This is a genomic window from Aestuariibacter sp. A3R04, assembly GCF_018860805.1.
In the GTDB taxonomy this organism is placed as follows: Bacteria; Pseudomonadota; Gammaproteobacteria; order Enterobacterales; family Alteromonadaceae; genus Alteromonas.
The window spans coordinates 857,243-880,713 of the sequence record NZ_JAHKQR010000003.1; the positions used below are offsets into that span (position 1 = coordinate 857,243).

25 protein-coding genes are annotated in these 23,471 nt (G+C 47.3%); 16 read left to right on the forward strand and 9 right to left on the reverse strand.

Annotation, left to right across the window (positions count from 1 at the left end):
• Positions 1 to 68: 68 nt before the first annotated feature.
• Positions 69 to 869 (reverse strand): UDP-2,3-diacylglucosamine diphosphatase, encoded by an 801-nt coding sequence (locus KO518_RS08460; protein WP_216025372.1) that lies wholly within the window; start codon positions 867 to 869, stop codon positions 69 to 71.
• Between the two features lie 210 nt (positions 870 to 1,079).
• Complete coding sequence (gene rpsT / locus KO518_RS08465) at positions 1,080 to 1,340, reverse strand: 30S ribosomal protein S20 (protein WP_216025373.1); 261 nt, start codon at positions 1,338 to 1,340, stop codon at positions 1,080 to 1,082.
• 270 nt (positions 1,341 to 1,610) lie between these two features.
• Between rpsT and murJ the strand changes: the two genes are divergently transcribed.
• The 11 genes from murJ to KO518_RS08520 all read left to right on the forward strand — a co-directional run bounded on the left by murJ (position 1,611) and on the right by KO518_RS08520 (position 15,718).
• Positions 1,611 to 3,170 (forward strand): murein biosynthesis integral membrane protein MurJ, encoded by a 1,560-nt coding sequence (murJ, locus tag KO518_RS08470; protein ID WP_216025374.1) that lies wholly within the window; start codon positions 1,611 to 1,613, stop codon positions 3,168 to 3,170.
• An 82-nt stretch (positions 3,171 to 3,252) separates the two neighbouring features.
• Positions 3,253 to 4,179, forward strand: a complete 927-nt coding sequence (gene ribF / locus KO518_RS08475) for a bifunctional riboflavin kinase/FAD synthetase (RefSeq protein WP_216025375.1) — start codon at positions 3,253 to 3,255, stop codon at positions 4,177 to 4,179.
• Between the two features lie 64 nt (positions 4,180 to 4,243).
• Positions 4,244 to 7,063, forward strand: a complete 2,820-nt coding sequence (ileS, locus tag KO518_RS08480) for an isoleucine--tRNA ligase (protein ID WP_216025376.1) — start codon at positions 4,244 to 4,246, stop codon at positions 7,061 to 7,063.
• Positions 7,056 to 7,577 (forward strand): signal peptidase II, encoded by a 522-nt coding sequence (lspA, locus tag KO518_RS08485; protein ID WP_216025377.1) that lies wholly within the window; start codon positions 7,056 to 7,058, stop codon positions 7,575 to 7,577. The genes ileS and lspA overlap by 8 nt, the downstream gene beginning before the upstream one ends.
• Before the next feature lie 9 nt (positions 7,578 to 7,586).
• Positions 7,587 to 8,045, forward strand: coding sequence for an FKBP-type peptidyl-prolyl cis-trans isomerase (gene fkpB / locus KO518_RS08490; protein WP_216025378.1), 459 nt, complete (start codon positions 7,587 to 7,589; stop codon positions 8,043 to 8,045).
• 9 nt (positions 8,046 to 8,054) lie between these two features.
• A complete protein-coding gene (ispH, locus tag KO518_RS08495; RefSeq protein WP_216025379.1) occupies positions 8,055 to 8,999 on the forward strand; it encodes a 4-hydroxy-3-methylbut-2-enyl diphosphate reductase in 945 nt (314 codons plus the stop codon).
• Between the two features lie 133 nt (positions 9,000 to 9,132).
• Positions 9,133 to 9,750 (forward strand): prepilin-type N-terminal cleavage/methylation domain-containing protein, encoded by a 618-nt coding sequence (locus KO518_RS08500; RefSeq protein ID WP_216025380.1) that lies wholly within the window; start codon positions 9,133 to 9,135, stop codon positions 9,748 to 9,750.
• Positions 9,747 to 10,589, forward strand: coding sequence for a PilW family protein (locus KO518_RS08505; protein WP_216025381.1), 843 nt, complete (start codon positions 9,747 to 9,749; stop codon positions 10,587 to 10,589). The genes KO518_RS08500 and KO518_RS08505 overlap by 4 nt, the downstream gene beginning before the upstream one ends.
• Positions 10,586 to 11,167 (forward strand): PilX N-terminal domain-containing pilus assembly protein, encoded by a 582-nt coding sequence (locus KO518_RS08510; protein WP_216025382.1) that lies wholly within the window; start codon positions 10,586 to 10,588, stop codon positions 11,165 to 11,167. Before KO518_RS08505 ends, KO518_RS08510 begins: the two co-directional genes overlap by 4 nt.
• 13 nt (positions 11,168 to 11,180) lie before the next feature.
• A complete protein-coding gene (locus tag KO518_RS08515) occupies positions 11,181 to 15,248 on the forward strand; it encodes a PilC/PilY family type IV pilus protein (protein WP_216025383.1) in 4,068 nt (1,355 codons plus the stop codon).
• A 2-nt stretch (positions 15,249 to 15,250) separates the two neighbouring features.
• Positions 15,251 to 15,718: a type IV pilin protein gene (locus KO518_RS08520; protein ID WP_216025384.1), complete on the forward strand. Its 468-nt coding sequence runs from the start codon at positions 15,251 to 15,253 to the stop codon at positions 15,716 to 15,718.
• Between the two features lie 14 nt (positions 15,719 to 15,732).
• Here the strand turns inward: KO518_RS08520 and KO518_RS08525 are convergent, their stop codons facing one another.
• Genes KO518_RS08525 through KO518_RS08540 form a run of 4 tightly spaced genes read right to left on the reverse strand, consistent with a single transcriptional unit; the run spans position 15,733 to position 18,464 of the window.
• Entirely contained in the window at positions 15,733 to 16,281 is a 549-nt protein-coding gene (locus tag KO518_RS08525; RefSeq protein ID WP_216025385.1) for a hypothetical protein, read from the reverse strand.
• Entirely contained in the window at positions 16,278 to 17,360 is a 1,083-nt protein-coding gene (locus KO518_RS08530; protein WP_216025386.1) for a hypothetical protein, read from the reverse strand. Before KO518_RS08530 ends, KO518_RS08525 begins: the two co-directional genes overlap by 4 nt.
• The gene (locus KO518_RS08535) at positions 17,350 to 17,994 is read right to left on the reverse strand and encodes a hypothetical protein (protein WP_216025387.1); all 645 of its coding nucleotides are present in this window, start codon (positions 17,992 to 17,994) and stop codon (positions 17,350 to 17,352) included. Before KO518_RS08535 ends, KO518_RS08530 begins: the two co-directional genes overlap by 11 nt.
• A complete protein-coding gene (locus KO518_RS08540) occupies positions 17,952 to 18,464 on the reverse strand; it encodes a prepilin-type N-terminal cleavage/methylation domain-containing protein (protein WP_216025388.1) in 513 nt (170 codons plus the stop codon). The genes KO518_RS08535 and KO518_RS08540 overlap by 43 nt, the downstream gene beginning before the upstream one ends.
• A 106-nt stretch (positions 18,465 to 18,570) precedes the next feature.
• Between KO518_RS08540 and KO518_RS08545 the strand changes: the two genes are divergently transcribed.
• Positions 18,571 to 18,936 (forward strand): type IV pilin protein, encoded by a 366-nt coding sequence (locus KO518_RS08545; protein WP_216025389.1) that lies wholly within the window; start codon positions 18,571 to 18,573, stop codon positions 18,934 to 18,936.
• Positions 18,937 to 18,943: 7 nt separating this feature from the next.
• On the opposite strand, the gene KO518_RS08550 is transcribed toward KO518_RS08545, so the two are convergent.
• Entirely contained in the window at positions 18,944 to 19,489 is a 546-nt protein-coding gene (locus tag KO518_RS08550) for a GspH/FimT family pseudopilin (RefSeq protein WP_216025390.1), read from the reverse strand.
• 257 nt (positions 19,490 to 19,746) lie between these two features.
• Between KO518_RS08550 and KO518_RS08555 the strand changes: the two genes are divergently transcribed.
• The gene (locus KO518_RS08555; RefSeq protein ID WP_216025391.1) at positions 19,747 to 20,085 is read left to right on the forward strand and encodes a P-II family nitrogen regulator; all 339 of its coding nucleotides are present in this window, start codon (positions 19,747 to 19,749) and stop codon (positions 20,083 to 20,085) included.
• Between the two features lie 66 nt (positions 20,086 to 20,151).
• On the opposite strand, the gene KO518_RS08560 is transcribed toward KO518_RS08555, so the two are convergent.
• Both KO518_RS08560 and KO518_RS08565 read right to left on the reverse strand, forming a co-directional pair.
• Entirely contained in the window at positions 20,152 to 20,640 is a 489-nt protein-coding gene (locus tag KO518_RS08560) for a peptidylprolyl isomerase (RefSeq protein WP_216025392.1), read from the reverse strand.
• A gap of 58 nt (positions 20,641 to 20,698) precedes the next feature.
• Positions 20,699 to 21,676 (reverse strand): folate-binding protein YgfZ, encoded by a 978-nt coding sequence (locus KO518_RS08565; protein WP_216025393.1) that lies wholly within the window; start codon positions 21,674 to 21,676, stop codon positions 20,699 to 20,701.
• A gap of 193 nt (positions 21,677 to 21,869) precedes the next feature.
• Here KO518_RS08565 and KO518_RS08570 point away from each other — a divergent pair, with 193 nt between their 5' ends.
• From KO518_RS08570 to KO518_RS08575, 3 genes are read left to right on the forward strand one after another with little or no spacing between them, the layout of a single operon-like run.
• Positions 21,870 to 22,121 carry a succinate dehydrogenase assembly factor 2 gene (locus tag KO518_RS08570; protein ID WP_216025394.1) on the forward strand — a complete coding sequence of 84 codons (252 nt, stop codon included), beginning with the start codon at positions 21,870 to 21,872 and terminating at the stop codon, positions 22,119 to 22,121.
• Positions 22,108 to 22,542, forward strand: a complete 435-nt coding sequence (locus KO518_RS20220) for a protein YgfX (RefSeq protein WP_371742275.1) — start codon at positions 22,108 to 22,110, stop codon at positions 22,540 to 22,542. The genes KO518_RS08570 and KO518_RS20220 overlap by 14 nt, the downstream gene beginning before the upstream one ends.
• 44 nt (positions 22,543 to 22,586) lie before the next feature.
• Positions 22,587 to 23,459, forward strand: a complete 873-nt coding sequence (locus KO518_RS08575) for a MaoC/PaaZ C-terminal domain-containing protein (RefSeq protein WP_216025395.1) — start codon at positions 22,587 to 22,589, stop codon at positions 23,457 to 23,459.
• Positions 23,460 to 23,471 lie beyond the last annotated feature (12 nt).

The following is a 23,471-nucleotide window of genomic DNA, read 5'->3' on the forward strand; positions in this document are numbered from 1 at the left end:
AGTTAAGTGACAGCATTTTGCAAAAAGCGCACAGTTACTTATGGGGCGTATCTGTGCGGTCAGCCATGCTAGGCTGCTTTGGACGCTTTCGCGCGTGCGGGTAGTGCGGTAATTGTAGATGCCGATTTCATGTGTTCAATCCAACTTATGAGCACCAGATTACCGTCATTGTCCTCAGACAGCGCAGAGCAGTTTTCGATCCAGTCGCCGTCATTGAGGTAGTGGATCCCCTTAACCATTGCGCTTTCCGGGTGATGAATGTGCCCACATATCACACCATCCAGCCCCATTTTTCTCGCTCTTGCACAGCTTGCTTCCCGATAACGGGCAATGGCTTCATTGGCACCTTTGATGTGTTTTTTGATATATCCGGCTAATGACCAGTAGTCGTTGTTTCGCCATTGGCGGAAACGGTTGTACCAGCGGTTGAGAAACAACAGGAGGTCGTAGCCCTTATCACCAATCCACGCGTGAAATTTACCTATGGTGACATCAGCATCGAACTGATCGCCGTGTAAAATCAGATACTGTTTGCCTTCGGCAGTGGTGTGAACACATTCCCGTTGGATATCAATATCACCAAACTGCATGCCGGAATAGGATTGAAGGGGTTCGTCGTGATTTCCGGGCAGGTAGATTACCTTGGTGCCGTCGCGGCTCATCTGCATGAAGGTGTGGAGAACCTGATTATGTGCTTCAGGCCAGCGAAACTGGCGAGACATTTCCCACATATCAACGATATCACCAACAAGGTATAAGGTATCGACAGTAATGGTGTTGAGAAAATCAAGGAGGTATTCCGCTTTGCAGTCTTTGTTACCGAGGTGGATATCAGATAACCACAAGGTGCGATAATGTGTGTGCTTCATAACCGTTTCCAAAGTAATCACTCTGGGAGGCAATGATAAAATGGCTACTTGACAGTCAGGTGACTATCCTTTGACAGCTTAGTGAAACTTGCTTGACAGAATCATGACAACGGAGAAAACAGCAGGAGCAACAAAATCCGGGTGGCTCAACCTGCGTAAATTTCAGGTATAAAAAAAGCGCCGTCGGCGCTTTTTACTTTAAAGATTCTCTTACAGCGCTTTAATTTGCGCTGACAAGCGGCTCTTATGACGAGCTGCTTTGTTTTTGTGAATCAAACCTTTGGTAGCCATTCTGTCAAGGATCGGCGTAGCAGCAGCCAGTGCAGATTGCGCACCTTCTTTATCACCTGCAGCGATTGCAGCAACTACTTTTTTGATGCTTGTACGAGTCATGGAGCGACGGCTGGCATTATGCTGACGACGCTTTTCGGCTTGAATTGCACGTTTCTTAGCAGACTTAATGTTAGCCAAGGTGTAACTCCCAAAATAAATTCATGTCTAAAAAATAGGGTGCGGATTATGCTTATCTAACGAACAGATGTCAAACTATTTTATCTTTTAAAATGCAGAAAATAGCGCGTTATTGCACATAAAATGCAGCCCCTTCGTGAGGTGCGCGGATTATAGCAGGCCAAGGAGGGGAATTCATCAATCTGTCATAAATTTTTCTCAGTGATTCCCCCACACCTTCCGTTCCGCTATAGTGTGCCACAAAACAGCAGTCGCAATTGAAGGACGTTTGTGTCAGGAAAACTCTTAAAATCAGGTATGATTGTCAGTGTGATGACATTGTTGTCCCGCGTGCTTGGACTTGTTCGGGATGTGGTCGTGGCCAAACTCATGGGGGACGGCGCAGCGGCAGATGTGTTCTTTTTTGCGAATAAAATCCCCAATTTTCTTCGTCGGCTATTTGCAGAAGGGGCTTTTGCCCAAGCGTTCATACCTGTGCTTACGGAAGTTCATCACGAAGACGATCAAACACAGTTAAAGGCATTCGTTGCCAGGGTATCAGGTACACTTGGCGCCATAGTATTTATTGTTGCCATCGTCGGCGTTATTGCTTCGCCGGTGGTAGCGGCCTTGTTCGGTACAGGCTGGTTTGTTGCCTGGATGCAGGGCGAGCCCGCTGGTGCTAAGTTTGAGCTTGCGTCAAGTATGCTTAAAATTACTTTCCCTTATATTGCATTTATTTCGCTTACCGGCTTGGCCGGCGCAATTCTCAATACCCTGAACAAATTTGCCGTGGCGGCGTTTACGCCCGTGTTGTTGAACGTGTGCATTATCGCTTGTGCGTATTTGCTTGCACCTGTTTTATCTCAGCCTGCTTACGCCCTTGCCTGGGGAGTCTTCATTGGCGGTATCGTACAACTGACATTTCAACTGCCTTTTTTATTTCGTGCAGGGTTGTTGGTCAAGCCCCGATGGGGATGGCATGATCCGAGCGTAGTGAAGGTGCGCACGCTGATGATCCCTGCGCTATTTGGGGTATCTGTAGGACAAATTAATCTATTACTCGATACACTAATCGCCAGCTTTCTGGTAACCGGTTCGATCAGCTGGCTGTATTATTCCGACAGGCTTCTGGAGTTTCCACTAGGGTTATTCGGTATTGCTATCGCTACAGTTATTTTACCGACACTGTCGCGCAATCACGTAGCAAAGGATCCTAAGGCTTTCAGCAGCAATATGGATTGGGGGATAAGGATGGTATCGGTACTCGGGATCCCTGCTGCGGTTGGGCTAGCCTTTATGGCGGAGCCGATTCTTACGGTCATTTTTCAGCGCGGCGCGTTTTCTGCAGACACAGCGAGAATGGCCTCCTATTCCCTCATCGCTTATGCCTGTGGTCTACTGAGCTTTATGCTGGTCAAAATTCTTGCACCGGGGTTTTATTCCCGACAAGACACAAAAACACCCGTGAAATTTGGTATTTGGTGTATGGCAGCGAACATGGTGTTCAATCTTATTTTCGCCGTCCCTTATGGCTACATTGGGCTTGCTATCGCCACGTCTTTGTCGGCAACCCTCAATGCTGCGCTGCTTTACATTACCCTACACAAAAAAGGTGTGTATCGCGCATCGATGGAAACAGTGTGGTTCCTGTTGCGCATTGTTTTTGCCAGTGCGGTGATGGCAGTGGTTATTGCCTGTTTTGATATAGCAGACGAGTTTTACAAGCTGACGCTGATGGCACAAATCAGGCACGTAACGGTTACCATTGCCGCTGCTGCAGCAACATTTGGTTGCCTTTTAGTGTTATTTGGCGTTCGCCTCAGGCACTTCAAAGCAATTGGCGGATAATCCTCGCACAACGATTGGTATTACGTGGCGGGTCGTTTATAATCGCGAGCTTTGCAAATCACGCACCAGGACACAGTAGCAAGTGGAATTAATTCGCGGTCTTCACAATCTGCGCCCGGAACACAGGGGGTGCGTCCTCACTATCGGTAAGTTCGACGGCGTACATCGCGGGCATCAGGCTGTATTGGCTAATGTGCATGAAAAGACGCGTCAACTCGCGTTGCCGTCAACGGTGATGGTGTTTGAACCGCAGCCGGAGGAGCTATTTAGCCCGGCTAGTGCGCCCGCACGGCTAAGTACTCTGCGGGAAAAGTATGAGTTACTAAAGGCGCAAGGGGTCGACCGCCTGTTATGTGTGCGTTTTGACGAGTACTTTGCCAGTCAGTCGGCCAGTACTTTTATTGAAGACTTGTTGGTAGAACGCCTTGGAGTTCGCTATTTGGTTGTGGGTGACGACTTTCGCTTCGGCAGACAGCGGTTAGGCGATTTTTCAATGTTGCAACGCGCTGGTGAATCTATGGGTTTTGAAGTGGCCAGTACCCAGAGCTTTATGGTGGACGATTGTCGAATTAGTTCAACAGCTGTAAGGGACGCATTGGCTAAGGGCGACTTTGAACGCGCCGCTAATATGCTAGGTCGACCTTTTGTATTTGAAGGGCGGGTAGTGCATGGTGACAAAAAAGGCCGTACCATTGGCTTTCCCACGGCGAATGTTTTGCTTAAAAGAGACAAACCCGCCATTAATGGCGTTTTTGCAGTAACAGCAGACGTCAAGGGCGAGCGCTATTTTGGTGTGGCAAATGTGGGGTGCAGACCTACGGTTGCCGGAAAGAGAACGCAACTGGAAGTACATATCTTCAATTTTAGCGGCTCGCTGTATGGTGAACCTATTGCGGTAGCGCCGGTGAAGAAACTGCGAGACGAGAAAAAGTTCGCGTCATTTGACGCATTGAAAGAACAGATCAAACAGGATGCACGAGAAGCAAAGACCTTGTTCTTTGCATCCTGAATTACTCTTTAATTAATCGTTGTGTAATCTTGCACAACGGCAGGTGGACGGAAAGAACGAGTTTATGAGCGATTACAAACCGACATTGAATTTACCGGAAACGCCTTTCCCTATGCGTGGCAACCTTGCGCAAAGAGAACCGGCGATGCTTAAAAGCTGGCAGGAAAAGCGCTTGTACAAGCAAATTCGCGAAGCAAAAGCTGGTAAAAAGCCTTTTATTTTGCACGATGGCCCTCCGTATGCAAATGGTGATATTCATATCGGTCACGCTGTAAACAAAATTCTGAAAGACATTATCGTGAAAGCGAAAACGCTGTCAGATTTTGATGCGCCATATGTACCAGGCTGGGATTGTCACGGTCTTCCCATCGAATTGATGGTGGAAAAAAAGGTAGGTAAGCCCGGTGTAAAGGTAACCGCTGCCGAATTCCGTCAGAAGTGCCGTGAGTATGCGCAGAAGCAAATTGATGGCCAAATGGCTGATTTTAAACGTCTTGGTGTGTTTGGTGAGTGGGATAATCCTTATAAAACCATGGATTTCAAATCAGAAGCCGACATCATCCGCGCGTTGAGTAAAATTGTTGACTCCGGCCATTTGGAAAAAGGCTTCAAACCCGTACACTGGTGTACAGATTGTGGCTCTGCCCTTGCAGAAGCGGAAGTTGAATATAAGGACAAAGTATCGCCAGCCATCGATGTTACCTTTCCCTTGGTCGACTTAGCAGCCATCGCGGAGGCGTTTGGTGTTACTGTCCAAGATCTGACAGCGCACAAAGCATCAGCGGTTATCTGGACAACCACGCCATGGACGCTGCCAGCAAACCTGGCCATTAGCCTTCACCCTGAACTAACGTACTCGCTGGTGGAACTGAATGGTACTGACTGGGTTATTCTGGCTGAAGATTTAGTGGAAAGTTGTATGTCCCGCTATGAGATTTCCGCGTATAGAGTGGTGGCTTCCTGTGTTGGTCAGGCTCTTGAAAACCTCAAAGTGTCCCATCCTTTTCTCGATAAATCCGTACCGCTTATTTTAGGTGAGCACGTTACCACTGAATCTGGTACTGGTTTAGTACATACGGCGCCCGCCCACGGTGTTGACGATTTCAACGTATGCAAAAAATATGGCATCGAGGTATATAACCCCGTCGGCAATAACGGCGTCTATAATGAAGAAACCCCGTTGTTTGCCGGGCAATTTGTATTCAAAGCGAATCAAACCATCATTGACAAGCTGGAAGAAACGGGCAATTTGCTATTGAATATTAGCTACGAGCACAGTTATCCCCACTGCTGGCGTCACAAAACCCCGATTATATTCCGTGCGACTCCTCAGTGGTTTATCAGCATGGACAAAAAAGGGTTGAGAAAAGCCTCCCTTGAGCAAATTGAAAAGACGGCGTGGATCCCTGAGTGGGGCCAGAACCGTATCGAAAAAATGGTGGAAGGCCGACCGGACTGGTGTATCTCCCGTCAGCGTACCTGGGGAGTGCCAATCCCATTGTATGTGCACAGGATTTCAGGAGAACTTCATCCGAATACCAAGAGCATTATGGAATCTGTTGCAGAGGCTGTCGAGCAAAAAGGCATTCAGGCCTGGTGGGACATCGACGACGCTGCCATCTTGGGTGACGATGCACAACAATATGACAAAGTAACAGATACGCTTGACGTGTGGTTTGATTCAGGGGTCACGCATTATTTTGTGGTTGACCGTCGTGATGATATCCCGGCCAGTGCCGATTTGTACCTGGAAGGGTCAGATCAACATCGCGGGTGGTTTATGTCGTCTCTCATGACGTCTACCGCCATGCATGGTCACGCTCCTTACAAGGAAGTGCTGACCCACGGATTTACCGTTGATGCCCATGGCCGCAAGATGTCCAAGTCGGTAGGTAACGTGGTCGCACCGCAACAGGTAACCAATAAATTAGGGGCAGATATTCTGCGTTTGTGGGTGGCGTCTACTGATTATCGCGGTGAAATTGCGGTAAGCGATGAAATCCTAAAACGCGCAGCTGATGCTTATCGTCGTCTTCGCAACACTGCCCGATTCCTGTTGGCCAACCTGAATGGCTTTAATCCTGAAGAGGATGCCGTGGCACCTGATAATATGGTGGCTCTGGACCGTTGGATTGTGTCACGCACGGAGAAACTACAACAAGAAATCGTTGATGCGTACAACAAGTACGACATGCTTGTGGTTTCACAGAAGTTAACTCATTTCTGTTCGATTGAGCTAGGTAGCTTCTACCTGGATATTATTAAAGATCGTCAATATACCGCAAAGGGGGATAGCAATGCACGTCGCTCCTGTCAAACGGCGCTCTATCACATTGTAGAGGCGTTGGTACGGTGGATGGCGCCTATCACCAGTTTTACTGCTCAGGAAATCTGGGAAGCGCTTCCCGGGTCGCGCAGCCCCTTTGTCTTTACTGAATCATGGTATGCAGGTTTGGCAGGCTTTGAAGCGAAAGACGGTTTTGATGACGCATACTGGCAACAGGTTATGCGGGTCAAAGACGCCGTTAACCAGGCAATGGAGCAAGCCCGTAAAGACGGTCAGTTGGGTGGATCTTTGGAAGCGAATGTCAAACTCTATGCCGACGACGGCTTGCGAGCACTCCTTGAAAAACTGGGTGATGAATTGCGCTTTGTGTTGATCACGTCTGGCGTGGATGTGGTGTCGGAAAGTAAAAAGCCAGCAACCGCGGCGGCTACAGATATCGACGGGTTGTTTATCGAAGTAACGAAGAGCAAGGGCACCAAGTGTGTGCGCTGCTGGCATCACCGTGAAGATGTGGGCACTCATAAAGGCCATGAGCAACTCTGTGGTCGGTGTGTGACCAATGTGGATGGTGAAGGGGAAACGCGTCAGTATGCCTAAACTGTTTAGTGAAACGGGTTTGCGTTTTTTGTGGATCAGTGCGGTGGTAGTGGTGCTTGACCTGTGGTCAAAGTATGAAGTCATTGGCTGTATGACCTTGTCAGAGTCTGTACAGGTTTTACCGTTTTTTAATTTTACCTATGTGAGAAACTACGGGGCAGCATTTAGTTTTCTCCATGATGCATCTGGTTGGCAACGGTGGTTTTTTACTGCTATTGCCATCACAGTAAGTGTTGTGATTCTGTGGTGGCTAAAGCAATCAGACAAACAGCAAAAGCTCTTGCCCATAGCCTTTTGTTTTATTCTCGGTGGTGCGCTGGGTAATGTTTATGACCGGTTGATGCACGGTTTCGTTATCGACTTTTTAGATTTTTATGTTGGCGACTGGCACTGGCCTGCTTTTAACCTCGCAGACAGCGCGATATTTATTGGTGCGGCACTGTTAATTTGGGACATGCTCACGTCGAAACAGGGCCACGATGCAGGGTCTGAATCAAACACAGACAAGAAGTAGGAACATAAGATGAGTGAATTTGCAATCAACGCTGCCTCTGAGGTAATAATGCACTTTGACCTCAAACTTGAGGATGGCTCCGCTGCAGACAGCACCCGGGTAAATAAAAAACCGGCAAAACTGGTGATGGGGGACGGAAGTCTTACTCCTAACTTCGAGGCGTGTTTATTGGGGTTGCAAAAAGGCGATAAAAAATCTTTTACCCTGGCGCCTGAAGACGCCTTTGGGCAACCAAACCCGGATAACATTCATCATATGGATCGCAATCGCTTTAGCAACGACCTGACTCTGGAAGAAGGGGTCATTGTCGCGTTTGCTCAGCCCGATGGCAGTGAAGTACCCGGTATCATCAGAAGTGTCGCTGGTGACTCAGTTACCGTTGATTTTAACCATCCTTTGGCGGGGCAAACTGTCATTTTTGACGTTGAAATCGTGGACGTCATCAACAATGCTTCTGCTGCACACTAAGGAGACCCCATGCAAATTCACCTCGCTAATCCCCGTGGTTTTTGTGCCGGTGTAGACAGAGCTATCACTATTGTCGAGCGGGCACTTGAGATGTTCAATCCCCCTATATACGTGCGCCATGAAGTGGTTCACAACAAATTTGTTGTTGATGGTCTCAAAGAGCGTGGCGCGTTGTTCGTCGACGAACTCGAAGAGGTGCCTGACGATAGTATTGTCATTTTTTCTGCCCACGGAGTGTCGCAAGCGGTACGCAAAGAAGCCAGCGAGCGCGGGTTGAAAGTGTTTGATGCCACATGCCCATTAGTGACAAAAGTACATATGGAAGTCACCCGGGCCAGCAAGACTGGTACGGAATGTATTTTAATTGGACACGCTGGACATCCAGAGGTAGAAGGCACTATGGGTCAATATGACAACGCCGAAGGGGGAATTTATCTGGTAGAGTCCAGCGCAGATGTAGCGTCGTTGGAAGTGAAAGACCCGGAACGCCTTTATTTTTGTAGTCAAACGACATTATCAGTGGATGATACCGCAGACGTCATTGATGCTTTGCGGGCGAAGTTTCCGTTTATTCACGGCCCGCGAAAAGACGACATTTGTTATGCCACGCAAAATCGCCAAGATGCCGTTCGCGACCTGGCATCTGATTGCGAAATACTCTTAGTTGTTGGCGCGCAGAACAGTTCAAATTCTAACAGGTTACGTGAACTGGCAGAAAAGGTCGGCGCGAAGGCATTTCTCATTGCTGATGAAAACTGTATCCAGAAAGCGTGGCTTGAAGGGGTGGAGCACATTGGTGTAACTGCAGGCGCATCTGCACCGGAAGTACTGGTTCAGCGGGTTGTGGATCGCCTCATCTCCTGGGGGGCACAGTCTGCGTCAGAACGTGCAGGTCGGGAAGAAAATGTTGAATTTGCCGTGCCAAAAGAGCTTCGCGTAAAACAAGTGATGTAAGCCCTCTGCGGGGGAATTTCCCCCCCGAATTATAATATTCAATACTAAACCTTGCTTGCCGATACTTATTTATCTGGTCCGCTGCGTTAGGATAATTGCGGGATCCGTTTAATTTCAGGTAGGTATTAAGGTTATGCGTCAGCATACGTTGCAGCAACGCCAAACAGGAGTAGGCTTCATTGAAGTGCTCATTACCCTGTTTATACTCGCCATCGGCTTGCTAGGAGTGGCATCGTTACAGTTCGTCGGTTCATTTGCTAATCGTGATGCGATTAGCAGAACGCAATCTGAACTGGTTGCCGAACAGGTTGCAGAACGCCTTCGCGCAGCGGCACGTCCATCTTTGGTTGGCGACGGATTGGTTGTCAATAATGGCTATTTCAATGCCAACAACTACAACTTTGCTTCTCTTTCCTGTGGTTCGACTGACCCATACAGCTGCTGCTTATCGTTGCCTTCAGGTATTCCTAACTGTGAGGGCAACGTCTGTACAGAAGCTCAAATGGCAACATATGACAGCTGGGCGCTTTCATGTTCGGCTATTCAAACCAACCGTGATGTTACCATACAGGTAACCTGCACTGACAGTAATGCAGGCGACGCCGATAGCTGTTCGGCAGGTTCGCGAATTCACGTGATGTTGATGTGGCCAGTTACCAAATCCACGACCCAAAAATACACTTTAAACAGCCGGTGTAATTCCAAATCCGGCGATAGCAATGCCTGCGTTGTTAAGGATATTACCTTATGAAACAAAGAGGCTTTTCACTGGTAGAACTCATGATCGCCCTCGTGTTGGGCCTAATCATTAGCGGTGCAGTGATACAAACCATGATCAGCGCGCGGGTAACGAATTCTCTTAATCAGGCCGTGTCTCAGGTACAGGAAGCCGGGCGTTTTGTCATGCTCCGTTTAAGCCGCGACATTATGGAAGCCGGTAGATTTGACCAAATTGTCAGCAATGTCGATGCGACTGTGGATCATCTCGTCGAAGCTGCGTTCATTCAAAATAGGCCGGTAGGCCTTGCAGGAGATTATACCAGTAACGCTAGCTTAGGCTCGAGTCAGGGAACAAATGGAGCAAATGACGATTTAGTCATTAATTTATTAGGTAAAGAAGATTGCACAGGCAATCGTTTTGGTTATCCGGCAGATACAGAATTCCACGTTGTTAACAAATACTATGTGGCAAACAACAAACTTTATTGTACGGGATTTGATGGTCGGGTACTACGGGGGCTTCGCTCTCCGGTTGTCGGGTCTCGGTCTGTGATCCTAATGGACAATGTAGAGAGTTTTCAAGTGCAATACGGGGTTACAGATCTCGCCAGCGCCTCTCAGGGACAAGCTGTGCAATATGTAACTGCCAGTCAGTTGTCAGCGTTGCGCGCAGCAAACAGGCAGGTGGTTGCCATTAGGATTGGCGTCATGCTCAAAAGTGACGGTGCTCAGGTTGCGAATATGCCGGTGCATGAATTGGCGGTGTTAAACGAGAAACCTGTGAAAACGGATGATGCACATTACTTCCAGGTGTTTAACCAGACATTGGCCCTGCGCAACATGAAGAACTTCGTAAGGAGCTTGAGATGAAGGCAGTTAATCAAGTTAATCACCAACAAGGAATGGTGTTAGTTCTCGCATTGCTGATTTTATTATCACTGACGATTTTAGGGGTGAGCGCAGTGTCGTCAAGCCTGAGCCAGAATAAAATGGCGATGTCTATGCAGCGCTCCGGTATGGCTTTTGATGCTGCTGAAGCTGCCTTGGCCGGCGTTTTTTTTGAAGCAGAAGATAAGATAGTGCTCACAGACAATACCAAAAAAGACCCACTTACTGAAGCCAGACAAGGTCTGCAGTTTGATCCGGATAATGACGCCATGAGTTGCTTTGACAACGGCTGGACGGCGCGTAGTGTTACCAGTACGGGTTTGTCGGCGGGTACTGAACATAAGAATAGTGGAAACTACCAAACAGATATGAGAACGCAAAGTTGGTCGCGAACTGCATTTATTCGCGAACAGGCGTGTCGTGGTTCAAGTAATGTTATAGGTGGAAGTAATGTAAATTGCCACGTGTTCGTGGTGAGAGGTTGCGGAAAAGTTTCTGAGAGAAGCACCGTTGTTGCCAATACCGTTACCGCTGCCGTTATGGCACCGGCTTCGCAGTAGGAGTACCAGAGTTATGAAGGATTTCATTCGCTATGCCATCTCATGTGCATTATGGGTTTGCATTGGAAGCGCAGCCTGGGCTGATGATTTAGATATCTATCTGGGAACTGCAGATGCTTCTGTCACCTACAATCCCAACGTCCTATTTATTATGGATACGTCTGGTAGTATGACGGCCTACGATAACACGAGTCAGTCCCGTATGCTTCGTGTCCAAAACGCATTGAAAGACGCATTGCAAAGTGCTACCAACATCAATGCCGGTTTGATGCGTTTTTCTGACTACGGCGGTCCTGTGCTGTTTCCGTTGCGTCCTATCGACGATTCGATCAATCCGGAAATTATCACCTCGACAGCGGAGAGTGCCGACGACGCGGTAGAAATTAGTGGAAGTGTGGATCTGACTAGTAATTCTCTACAACTAACCAGTGGCACAGCCACGGTCACCACAGGGCTGCGTTATCAGGAAGTGAATATTCCCCAAGGGGCAACCATTACCAGTGCCACATTGCGGTTGACCTCTACACAGTTGAATACTGCAGCGTCGACGTTAAAGATTCGAGGAGAGTTGTCGGCTGACAGTCAGGCTTTTGCGTCTACTTCTTCAAACATATCTAAGCGGGCGACCACTGGCAGTGAAGTAGAGTGGAGCTCCGACAACGGCTTTCCGATAACGGATGAGATTGTAACCACACCGGATTTCTCTGCTGTTATTCAGGAAGTGGTAGATCAGCCTGGGTGGTGTGGTGGCAACGCATTGAGCCTTATCATAGAAGGCAGCAGTACCAACAGTGCCAGTGCTCGCCGGGCTAAATCTGCAGACTACGGAACAACAGGGTCTCCGCAGTTGGTCGTTACGTACGATGAATCGACCGCCACAGGTTGTATCAGTGGCGAAAGCGTTTATCAGGTTTCTGGCAACGAAAACAACGCTGAAGAAAAAAATAATGGTAAGCAATCGACAGGCACTGAACTTACTATGAATGCGAGCAGTAACGCTTATCTAGGTATGCGGTTTACTAACGTTAATGTACCTAAAGGTGCTGTGGTGTCAGAAGCTTATTTGGTTTTTAACGGCTTTGAATATCATGGTGGTTATGCGTCGATGAAGATACAGGCAGCGGCTGTAGACGATGCCGTTAGCTTTAGCCCTTACACCCGTTACATGTTGAAAAACATGCCTAAAACCAGCGGTGTGACCTGGACGCCTCCTACGTTTTACTATCGGTATGAATACCAAACGCCGAACATCTCTGGCATGTTACAAGAAGTGTTCAACCGCAGCGGTTGGAATGCCGGCAATGACGTTATGCTCATATTGAGTGATTTCGTAGGTGACCGCGGTGCGTATACCTACAAGGGCAGCCAGTCCAGAGCCCCGCAGTTGGTAATAAAGTTTAAAGGCGATGCCACACCTGGCGTAACGGCAACGGTCAGAGAGCATTTGATTAGTAAAGTGGATGAGCTTACCGCCAGCGGATACACCCCAATAGTCGATACACTGTATGAAGCAACCCGATATTACGGTGGTCTTTCCGTTGACTACGGGTTAACGAGGGGGAACAGCAATGTATCGAACTCGGTACGAAAAAATACCCGGGTTAGTCACCGTGGCTCATATGTAGGCGCAGATGCGGTTCGCGGATACGGATGTGATGAGAGTAACCTCAGTGACAGTGACTGTATTTCTGAATACATTCCCAGCGGGGCTGAGTATATTTCCCCAGTAAGTGATTTACAGTGCCAAACAAACAACCACATTGTGTTGTTATCGGATGGTGAAGCAAACAGTAACCACAGCGTATCAAAGATTCAGTCTCTACTTGGTGCAAATTGTTCAGGTAGCGGTGGAGAAAAATGTGGCCTGGATTTAGTCAAAAATTTGAGCAAAGCCGAAACCTCTGCGATAGACAGACGAGTGATTACGCATACCATAGGGTTTGCGGCAAACAACAATGCAAACAATTTCCTCAATCAGATCGCATTACAAAGTGGTGGGGGATTCTATCAGGCAGACAACAGCGCTGATTTGGTAAAGGCATTTCAGGCAATCTTGCGATCTGTAAAAGATGTGAATGCAACGTTTGTTTCGCCTGGGGTTGCGGTAAACCAGTTAAATCGACTCACCCACAAAGATGAGCTCTATTTTGCATTGTTTAAACCAAGTGAAGGCACTATATGGCCAGGCAATCTAAAAAAATACAAAATAAGTGGCGAGACTATTTTGGATCAAAAAGGTAAGGATGCCATCGATTCTTCTACTGGTTTTTTCTCAGATACTTCTCACAGTTATTGGTCGACCCTGGCAGATGGCAATGACGTAAGAGAGGGCGGGGCGGCAAGCCAAATGACGAACAATCGCAACGTTTACTTCTTTGAGGATGACCCGACGATTATTCACAGTCTCAATGAGCTTCATGAGAACAACTTACTGATCACTACCAACGATTTGGCCATCAGTACTGTGCCTGGAGCAGTGACGCTGAGAAGCGAATTGCTTAAGTGGGCCAGGGGCGTAGATGTGCGGGACGCTGACGGCGATGGCAGTACATCGGACGTAAGATTACAAATGGGTGATCCTATTCATTCACAGCCAGTTATCGTGAACTATAGCGAAACTGAATCTGCTATTTTCGTGGCGACGAATCATGGCTTCCTGCACTCTTTTGATACACAAACCGGAAAAGAGAACTTTGCCATTATTCCCAAAGAACTGCTGAAGAATATGTATGATTTTTATCAAAATAATTCTACCTTCAATCACATTTACGGTCTTGATGGCGATATGGTTCTCAGAACAGTAGGCAACAAAACCTACCTTTATGTAGGCATGCGACGCGGTGGTAGAAATTATTACGTGTTCGATGTGAGTTCAAAAACCGCCCCCAAACTCGTCTTTGCTATTCGAGGTGGCGATTCAGGTTTGGAAAAGTTAGGTCAGACCTGGTCCAGACCTACTATTACGAAAGTGAAAATGGGGAATACTGTCAAAAACGTTATGATTGTAGGTGGCGGTTACAGCGATGATCACGATACAAAAACGACCCGGAGCGACGATGTTATAGGCAATGCGGTGTTCATGTTTGATGCAGACAATGGCAGTTTGCTTTGGTCAGCCAGCGATCAGAACGCCTCGGTGAATGTCAGCCAAATGAAGTACAGCATTCCGGGTCGTATTTCTGTTATTGACCGCGACAATGATGGATTTGCTGACCACATGTACGTTGCCGATATGGGCGGGCAACTGTTTCGCTTTGACATCTACAATGGTAAGAGCGGTACAGATTTTATTAAAGGGGCACGTATTGCTGATTTGGGCGGCGATACAGAACAGAGCAATCGCCGCTTCTTTTACGGCGCTGACGTGACTGAAGTAGCCCTTGGCGAAGAGTTGTATTACGGTGTAGCCATAGGCTCAGGCTGGCGCGCTTCGCCATTGGATCTTGTGGTTAATGACCGCTTTTACTTTTTAAAAGACAAAGGCGTGTTCCAGACAGATAGCGATGGTAACTATGTTCTGCCACCTTTATATACTGAGTCGACTTTATATGACGCAACAGAATCGCTTTTGAGCAGCAGTGACACAACCACTCAAAGCTTAGCTACATCGCAATTTGCTGGTAAAGCTGGGTGGTATATCAAATTGGAAACAGAGGGCGAAAAAGCCTTGTCGTCTCCATTGATTATTGATTACAAAATATTTTTTACCACCTATGTGCCTTCAGCCAGTTCTGAAAGCGCTTGTGCCCCACCAAGCGGGAACAGCCGTGCATATCTGGTAAGCATGTTCAATGGCAACGCAGTCGATGATCTCAACAACAATGGTGACGTGGACAAAAAAGATCGATATGCCGAACTCAAGCAGACGGGCATTGCACCTGAAACTAAAATACTGATAGAAGAAGTCGTGAAGCCAGTTGTGTGTCTTGGTACGGAGTGTGCGTCTGCGGTTATTGATGTTGATGAAAACGGAAATGAACAACAGTGTTTATCTGGATTTGCGTGTTTAGCGCAAAATATATTTGGACGGTTCGAAAGGGTCCTGCAAGATAGTTGGTCAACAGAGAAAGAGCGTCAATAGTCATGCATAAAAAATTTACTTTAATGTCAGGCTTTACACTGATTGAACTTATGGTTGCTGTGGCGATCGCGGGTATTCTTATATCGGTGGGTTATCCTGCTTATCAAGGTGTAATCAAAAGCGGTTATCGGAAATCGGCGCAATCTGACCTCATGGCGTTTGCTGCCGCCATGGAGCGCCATCACGCGGGTAACTTCACCTATAAAGGCGCTGGGGCGGGTGGCAGTGACACAGGTAAGCCAGGTGTCTTTGCCAGTTGGTCTCCGGCTTCTGAACCCGCTTCTGAAAAGCGGTACAATCTCACTATTGTCAGTGCCACAGGTGTAGACTACGAAATCAAGGCATCACCGGTCTCTGGCAGCACGCAAGCGGGAGATGGCGACATCTATTATTTTAGTGATGGCCGCAAAGGATGGGACGAAAACAACTCTGGTGGTTTAGATGGTAGTGAGTATTGCTGGTCATGCTAGTTGATCGCGGCTATCTACGGAGTGGGCACGGTAGCATCTAGGCGGAATAGCTTGTCAGGATGGGCGGAAAGAAGAGGGTGTGAAATCGCGGTTTGCGTTGAGTAGCTAAGCATATTTCCATCTAAATTCTGCCAACTGACGGTAATGTCAATGTGTTTTATCAGTGGATAGGGGCAACCAGATGACTGTGCGGTTGTATACACATTCGCATTTTGGGTGTATTTTTCGGTCGAATGCCAAGAGACACTATACCCATGGGGCGCTATATGAGGTCCGAGATTGACCGTGTTGTTCCCAGGTGGAAGCAGTCCGCCTGCATTTGGAGCAATTTGTACAAATATAGGGAGGTCGGCGAACCCCTTTTTTCCTACCAGTGAGAAGTGACTTCGATATCGCTGCGCAGTGTTCATCGCTGCACCGTACAAGGACGTCGCGATACTGGTTTGCTGAAAGTTCTGCACAACCGCTATGCAACCAAGTAGCACCGAGGTCATCATGATCATTGCCAGGAGCACCTCTAGCAAAACCATGCCCGACCTTGGAGAAGGCTGTATCACACTCATTGAACGCTCCCAGGGACAAGGCTAATTTGTTGCAACGCGGGTAAAGAGCGCAAAGTACTCAGTACTGCGAAGTCGTACATAACTTGTATTGCGCTGTCTGCTGATGCAGGGTGATTCAGCACGAGGCTCCCGACGATTGCTGCATCGGGAGCCATCAACACCCGCTGTGTAAATTTTGTCTTTTCTCTATAGCTTACTACCAAACCGTACATGCGTGTATTCGAATGCAGTTGAATGTCTCCGTTGCGCACAATGATAAGAGCCGGTGAGTTGGGACTGCCAAGTGTTTTGCCGGCAGTGATTTCACAATGGCCGTCTATCCAAATAAAGGGACTAGCAGTTGGCAGAGATTTGCAATTCGTCATTTTCTTCCAGGCAATTCGTTTAAACGCAGACAGTGGTGTGTTGCCTATGTCGCTAGCGAATAAATAGGTAAGTGCATCTGGCGGCAATGCGCTGTCTTTGTCTTTAACATCACTCTTTTTCACCATGGCATGGCTTACGGCATTGGCTTGACATTGCGGAGGATGAATTGCACTTTCTTTACAAGTAAAACGCGGTGCTGATAGCAGGTTTACTTCGGTATTTGACCACACTGCAAGGGGAGAGCGCGGGTGAGCTCTAGCGGTTGGAACGTATAAGTGAAATGCTGCCAGAGGATGAAGGTTGTCATGTATAACCAATGCTGCGGGTGGAAGGTTTATTAGTAGCGGAAAGCGCACCAGGCTCTGCACTTTAGTGTCGGTAAAAATACCGTCAGTATCACTTCTGGAAATAGTTGCAGAAGTAATTTCACCTCCAGTAAGAGGAGTCGTTGTGACATTGCTCATGGTAGAAAAAACTTGCGAGGGGAGGGTGTTGTCCCAGGCCGGAGCATGCAACAGGCGGGCGCCAATATCGGCCATATATACCTCGCTACGTGCAGAAAGTGTTGTATTGGTATTTTTCCAAAGTAGACTTTCTGATTGTGCAATGAAGTACAGACTAATAGCAGTTACTGATACGCTAACCAGTGCCAACAATAAGGCTATAGTGGTCAGGTACACGGCGCCAGCCGATCTTGATTGACTATATTTCATGATTGACGACCAAAGAAAATGAAACATTTCGCTTAAGGTGGCGAAAGGGTTTAGCGTGTGCGGAAATTGATACCTGAATAAGTGTAAATTGCCCGTGAGGCATAGCTTGGAAGGTAAGATCGTCTATCTCCAGTCGAGTGTCGGCGGTGATGTCTTGCCATCCGTTTGCATTGCACGGTTTTCCTGATAATCGCATTTCCAGGGCTTTTTTTCTAAGTCTGAAGCCCATGCGTTCTTCTGGCGATCCCACATCGGGAGTGCCATTATCATTGAGATCTGACGCAAATAGTATGCAGGAGTTTTTTACCTCTTTGGGGTGATGGCCGATGCTAAATTGGTTTGCAAAATCATTGGGAATGACAGCCTTACTGAGATACTGAGATTTTGCTTTTCCGTGCCAACCACTTTTGCTAACACGGTTGGTGATAAGCGCAGATAATTTGGTTAACTCTACATCCAGGTACATACTGTTGAGTAGTTGTTTGTGCGATACCAACGTATGGGCAATGACAGTTGATGCACCTGCAAGCATGGCAACGCCGATAGCAGAGCCGATAAGTAATAAAGGAAGTGAAAAACCCGATGTCGCCCTTAACATTGTTCTATATGTCCGTACTGTTGGTTGAGCAGGCATGTTCTTGTCCTGCCCATGTTACTGAGGATGACTTTTCCTGTTACATCGCCGGCGTTAAAGGTAATTGCTCCGGCGTGACCAGCTGTTAAGCCTGTAGAAGGAGCGAAACGAGTGAACCCGGCGGGGTTGAAGGTGTTGTTCACAATCTTCACTGGGTTGTGGTTGTAGTAATTAATCGTGGGGATACTTACCACACTGGAACAAGTACTGGGCTTCTGACAATTGCAAGGCAGCATTGAAACATGCAAGCACCAGTGTCCGCTGTGATTTAAAGAGACGTGAACCGCCTGATTAGATTGCATAGCAACGAGTTGTGCGCGGCTAAATTGACTACTCACGCTGTCAAGCACGCGGCTGATTTTGCCCAAGTTGATCTGGTGCTGAAAAGCGGGTGCGGCCATAGAAAATACAATTAGTACAATGGCCAGTACAATAAGCATTTCTATTAGTGAAAATCCGAATTGTTTCACAGTCTGTCCTTTTAACCAGCAGAAATGGCTGTTCATCCTGATACATTGTGCTCATGCTAGCGGTTTTAACCCGCACTGTAAGCTGACCAAAAGAAAGGAAATAGTTATGAGAAAAACACAGACGGGCATGTCACTGTTGTCGTTAATGATCGGGGTGACCATTGCAGGTATTTTAGCGTCTAGCGCCATCCCGGGCTTTACACATTTTTTTCACCGCAGTGAATTGCATAAAGCGAGGAGCCAACTGCTGCTTTGGCAAGGGGAGCAAGTTCGTTATCGCCTCGGTAACAATAAGTATGCAGAGAAGAAGCTGCTTACAACGCCATCACCAAAGGGGTTTCAGTTCAGCGTAGAGAATGTCACTGCTGTGACCTATAAGATGAAGGCCAAAAGAAAAAAGAAATTGGCCGACGGTTGTGATGAAATATCACTAAATCAATCGGGCAAAACTAGTCCGCCAGAGTGCTGGTAGAGGTCGACTAACTGCAGGTGAGGTCATTGCCATTGATGTCTTCCTTTACGCCATTATTATCACTGTCTGTTGCTACAGCAATTCGACCAAACAGGCTAATGAGTACTGCAGAGGCAGACTTCACGTCTCCAGAAGACGGACAAATTACTACAGTTCCTGATTGGCTGACACTGCCATCTGGCGTAAAAATAACCGCATTGCCAATACCGACAACATCGATGCCGCTTCCCGTTGGATCAGTAGCTAAAATAAGCTGCTCATTGACATCGCGACCACCATCATCGTCGATATCAACAAAAACCATTTTTGCCAGGCTCCAGTCAGATGAACAATTGGCATAGTCGGCCGTGGAACAAAAGATAACCGTCTGTTCTCTATCAATTGCCTGAAAACGCGCTGTTCTTGCGGCACTACTGATGTCATTCGTGGCAGCAATGACACGGTTTTGCTGCAATAGCGTCTGTAGACTAGGTGCACCTACGGTGAGTAATATGGCTGATATCGCAACAGCAATCATTAACTCTATCAGCGACAGTCCTTTAGAATAATGCATAATGCCCACACAATAACCTTAGTGAGGTGAGTGTAACTGATCTCAGTTTTAGATTAGGTATATAAATGAAGATAAACAGGTTTAAGTCTATACTTGAATTTGGGTGATATTCAAAGATAAAAGCATGTTTGTTTTTATAAACAGTCAGTTATAATAACCTTATGTATACAGGTGTTTACCTGAGGCACAGTAAGCAATTCGCGCGCTGATGTTTATCGTCTCAATTTAAATTAACGTTCAACAGTGGGTAGCAGAATATGAAAAAGATAGAAGCGATTATCAAGCCGTTTAAAATGGATGATGTTCGTGAAGCATTAGCTGATGTTGGAATTGCGGGTATGACGGTGACAGAAGTAAAAGGCTTTGGTCGTCAAAAGGGGCACACGGAACTCTATCGCGGTGCAGAGTACCAGGTGGATTTTTTACCTAAAATTAAGGTGGAACTCGTACTGGCAGACGAACAGGTTGAGTTGGCCATTGAAGCCATTGAAAAATCAGCAAAAACTGGGAAGATTGGTGATGGAAAAATATTTGTGACGAATGTGGAAACTGCAATACGCATTCGTACCGGTGAGCACAACGAAGACGCCATTTGAGGTCTACTACAATGGGCCTGCAAATTATGCAGGCCCATTGTATCTAAGGCCAAGCGCTAAAAGAGGTTAGTCGTGGTTGTGGTCATGCCCGCCTTCGCCGTGAACATGGCCGTGAGCAATTTCTTCAGGTGTGGCCTCCCGTACCTCAACAACCTCTACATCGAAGTGCAAGGGAATACCGGCAAGAGGGTGGTTGCCATCAACGACCACTTCGTTATCATTTACATCAATTACGATAACAGACTGTTCACCACCGTCTGACGAAGCGCGAAATGACATACCTACCTCTACTTCCATGCCGTCAAACATGGATTTAGGTACGCTTTGTACTAACCCGTCTTCGCGCAACCCATAGGCTTTTTCAGGTTGAACATCAACGTTGAATTTGTTTCCCACAGTTTTACCGATGAGGGCATCTTCAAGACCTTCAATGAGGAAGCGTCTACCTAGCAAAACAACTAATGGCTTCTTACCATCAGAGGAGTCGAGTGTGGCACCGTCTTCAGTCGAAACGGTGTAGTGAAGGGTGACTACGCTGTCTGAGGTAATCGTCATAGCTTTTCCTGTGTTGTTGGTGCTCTCGCACATGAAAGTAATCGTGATAAATAAACTATCACGTTGATGTTGCCTCGATAGGGTACGGCAACGCCAAAGGTTTAAATTCGATTTGTGGTGTTGCAGATAACCTGTGAAGGGTATCTGTGGCTGTGTCATTTGGCAACACCGCCATTAGCCAGGTTTCACTGCCGAGCACGGCTTTTCGGATTATCGTTCCGCCTCGCCGCCAGTTTTCCCCCAATGATTTTTCAATCGTATCACCCGGGGAAACATCCAGAGCTTCGGGCAAGCAGAAGCTAAACGCCGCCCGTTTATTTTTTCCCAGATAACGAGTACGGGCGACGACTTCCTGCCCCATGTAGCATCCTTTGTTAAAATCGATGCCATCGAGTAGGTGAAAGTTCATCATTTGCGGCACAAATTCATTTATCGTGGAACCTGATATATCGGGGATGCCTTGCTGAATGCTCAATGCCTCATAGATTTCAGGGCCATATTCAGTAATATCCATCTCTTTTGCCCAAGCCTGAAGCGAAGACTGCCCCTCTGCGGTAAGCAAAACCATAAACAAGTCATTGTTAAACTCCAGCTTTATCACCACACCTAAGTTGCTTTGCTGCGCAGATAAAGGGGCATTGGGTAGTGAGCCAAATTGCCCGATTATCCATTCCCTGGCGCGGGAACCGCACAGGGCGTAGGCCTTTATCGTGTCAGATGTATCAATAATATCAACTTTCGAGAATACGCCGTATTTATTGAGCTGGGCTAGCGAATGGCTGGCACAGTCGGCGTTCATACAAAGCCAGATAGCGTCCTCATATCGGCACAATATACTCAGTGACCACGTTTTACCTTTAAAATCACAGTGGGCAGTGCGTCTCGCTGTGCTATCGCTGAGTGTTTTTGTATCGACAGTGAGTTGACCATGCAGATAGTCGTCCCGTTGCTCTCCTGATACGGAAAGCACAGACAGGTGGTGCAACGGGACAACGAAATCCCGGGCTATGTTTGACAGGTGATCTAACCGCTGCATGCGAATTCCTTTAGACAAACGTTGAGTTAAGGGGGCTTTCTACAATGCAGATTAACTGCTGGAAACCCATCTATTCCATAGTGTGGGGGATCTTTTTCATTAAACAAGGTGTGGAAATTCTGGCAAAAAGGTCAGTGAGTCTAAAAATAGGTCATGGTATAGTGCCCGTATTCGTGAAAGAGGTTGTAACTGTATGTTCACTGAGAAGAGAAAAAACCGCCTTAAGTGGGCGTGTCGTCGTGGTATGCTGGAATTGGATGTCTTGTTTCTTCCCTTTGTAGAAGAGGCGTTTGACGAATTAAGCGAAGAAAAACAGATACTTTTTGAGCGTCTGCTCACATGCGATGACCCTGATTTATTTGCCTGGTTCATGGGGCATCAGAAATGTGAAGATCCTGCATTGGCTGAAATGGTGAGTATTATCCTTCACCGTGTCAAAGTTTAGTTTCAGCTACACACACAGTCACCTGAGATGCTGGTCTCACGGTATTTTGCTGGTGGCTTTTATATTGACGTTGTATTCCCTGTCTCCCGCAGCCAAGACTTGGCTGTCCGGTCAGGTCATTATTGCGTTAGGCCTAGTTGCTACAGTGCTCTTTGTGTGTCTCGGTATTAGAAGAATGACAATGCCCACGTTCACATCTCGGGTATCTGTGTCGAATACACTCTGGAATGAATATTCAAATACTGGCCCAGCGGCTGTTTTTACGCTTTGCGAGGGCGGGATGCTTGCGCCGTTTGGTATTTTAATATGCATGAAAGATGAAAATGGAGTATTGCATCGCAGATGGATTTTGCCCGGTGAGTGTGATGATAAAAGCTACAGGCGATTGGCCAGACTAGTGCTTAACTCCCATGTTAAATGATATAGTTGCCGTATTCCCATTCGATATGTTTGTAGCAGGTTGACATGCTATCACTCTTTTTAAGTGCGCTTTTGCACCGTCCTAATGCCAATCGATTAAAACAATTTAAGCCGCCAATGCTGCCCGACTTGACGCAAAGCGAAGTCGTTACTATTGATCCCAAGCACTACCTGAAATATTGTGAATTGACTCAGTGGACGTACAGCACATTACACCCATGCTATTTGCAAGTACTGAGCTTACCCATGCAATTAGCCTGTTTGTCTCACCCCCGCAGTCCGTTCCCTGTATTGGGTCTTGTACATCGCAAGAATGTAATCCGTATGAAGGCAGCAATGTCATTGGGCGATGCGGTAACACTAAATGTCGGTTTCAAGCGAGTTATTGCGCACAAGTTGGGGTGGGACGTCATCATGTATACGCAAGCCATTCAAAATGGTCAGTGCTGTTATGAGGCGGAAGCGACGTATTTGGTGCGTATTAGGGCGCCCCATGTGGATCGTCAACCGACAAAGTCCAACCAAGAGTCTATCCGCAACGAGCAAGATGGAGCACTATCTCACTCAAAACCAGTTGTGACAATCACTGCCAACGCGGATATTGGGCGAAAATACGCCAAGGTGTCGGGCGATGGCAATCCTATTCACCTGTACGGAATAACAGCAAAACTATTTGGCTTCCCTCGCGCGATTGCCCATGGAATGTGGTCACTGGCAACTTCTGTCAGCTATGTGTATAAGCCGCAAACTAACGAGCATGTCACTATTAGCTGTCGATTCAAAACGCCCTTTTTCTTGCCTGGCGAGGCCTTACTTCGCCGCGATGAACAAGCGCACCTCACGGGGTTTAACCTGGTTAGCAGCACTGACAAAACTCCCTATCTTGAAGGGAAAATAAGCATTGAGCCAAAGCGGTAATTTGCTAATTCC

Coding starts and splice junctions, on each gene's coding strand:
- KO518_RS08505 (WP_216025381.1), top strand. CDS start 9,747: ATGAAACAAAGAGGCTTTTCACTGGTAGAACTCATGATCGCCCTCGTG.
- KO518_RS08555 (WP_216025391.1), top strand. CDS start 19,747: ATGAAAAAGATAGAAGCGATTATCAAGCCGTTTAAAATGGATGATGTT.
- ispH (WP_216025379.1), top strand. CDS start 8,055: ATGCAAATTCACCTCGCTAATCCCCGTGGTTTTTGTGCCGGTGTAGAC.
- KO518_RS08515 (WP_216025383.1), top strand. CDS start 11,181: ATGAAGGATTTCATTCGCTATGCCATCTCATGTGCATTATGGGTTTGC.
- KO518_RS08520 (WP_216025384.1), top strand. CDS start 15,251: ATGCATAAAAAATTTACTTTAATGTCAGGCTTTACACTGATTGAACTT.
- fkpB (WP_216025378.1), top strand. CDS start 7,587: ATGAGTGAATTTGCAATCAACGCTGCCTCTGAGGTAATAATGCACTTT.
- KO518_RS08460 (WP_216025372.1), bottom strand. CDS start 869: ATGAAGCACACACATTATCGCACCTTGTGGTTATCTGATATCCACCTC.
- KO518_RS08500 (WP_216025380.1), top strand. CDS start 9,133: ATGCGTCAGCATACGTTGCAGCAACGCCAAACAGGAGTAGGCTTCATT.
- KO518_RS08570 (WP_216025394.1), top strand. CDS start 21,870: ATGTTCACTGAGAAGAGAAAAAACCGCCTTAAGTGGGCGTGTCGTCGT.
- KO518_RS08575 (WP_216025395.1), top strand. CDS start 22,587: ATGCTATCACTCTTTTTAAGTGCGCTTTTGCACCGTCCTAATGCCAAT.
- KO518_RS08565 (WP_216025393.1), bottom strand. CDS start 21,676: ATGCAGCGGTTAGATCACCTGTCAAACATAGCCCGGGATTTCGTTGTC.
- KO518_RS08525 (WP_216025385.1), bottom strand. CDS start 16,281: ATGAGTGTGATACAGCCTTCTCCAAGGTCGGGCATGGTTTTGCTAGAG.
- ileS (WP_216025376.1), top strand. CDS start 4,244: ATGAGCGATTACAAACCGACATTGAATTTACCGGAAACGCCTTTCCCT.
- KO518_RS08560 (WP_216025392.1), bottom strand. CDS start 20,640: ATGACGATTACCTCAGACAGCGTAGTCACCCTTCACTACACCGTTTCG.
- KO518_RS08545 (WP_216025389.1), top strand. CDS start 18,571: ATGAGAAAAACACAGACGGGCATGTCACTGTTGTCGTTAATGATCGGG.
- KO518_RS08510 (WP_216025382.1), top strand. CDS start 10,586: ATGAAGGCAGTTAATCAAGTTAATCACCAACAAGGAATGGTGTTAGTT.
- KO518_RS08535 (WP_216025387.1), bottom strand. CDS start 17,994: ATGCCTGCTCAACCAACAGTACGGACATATAGAACAATGTTAAGGGCG.
- KO518_RS08550 (WP_216025390.1), bottom strand. CDS start 19,489: ATGCATTATTCTAAAGGACTGTCGCTGATAGAGTTAATGATTGCTGTT.
- lspA (WP_216025377.1), top strand. CDS start 7,056: ATGCCTAAACTGTTTAGTGAAACGGGTTTGCGTTTTTTGTGGATCAGT.
- KO518_RS08530 (WP_216025386.1), bottom strand. CDS start 17,360: ATGAAATATAGTCAATCAAGATCGGCTGGCGCCGTGTACCTGACCACT.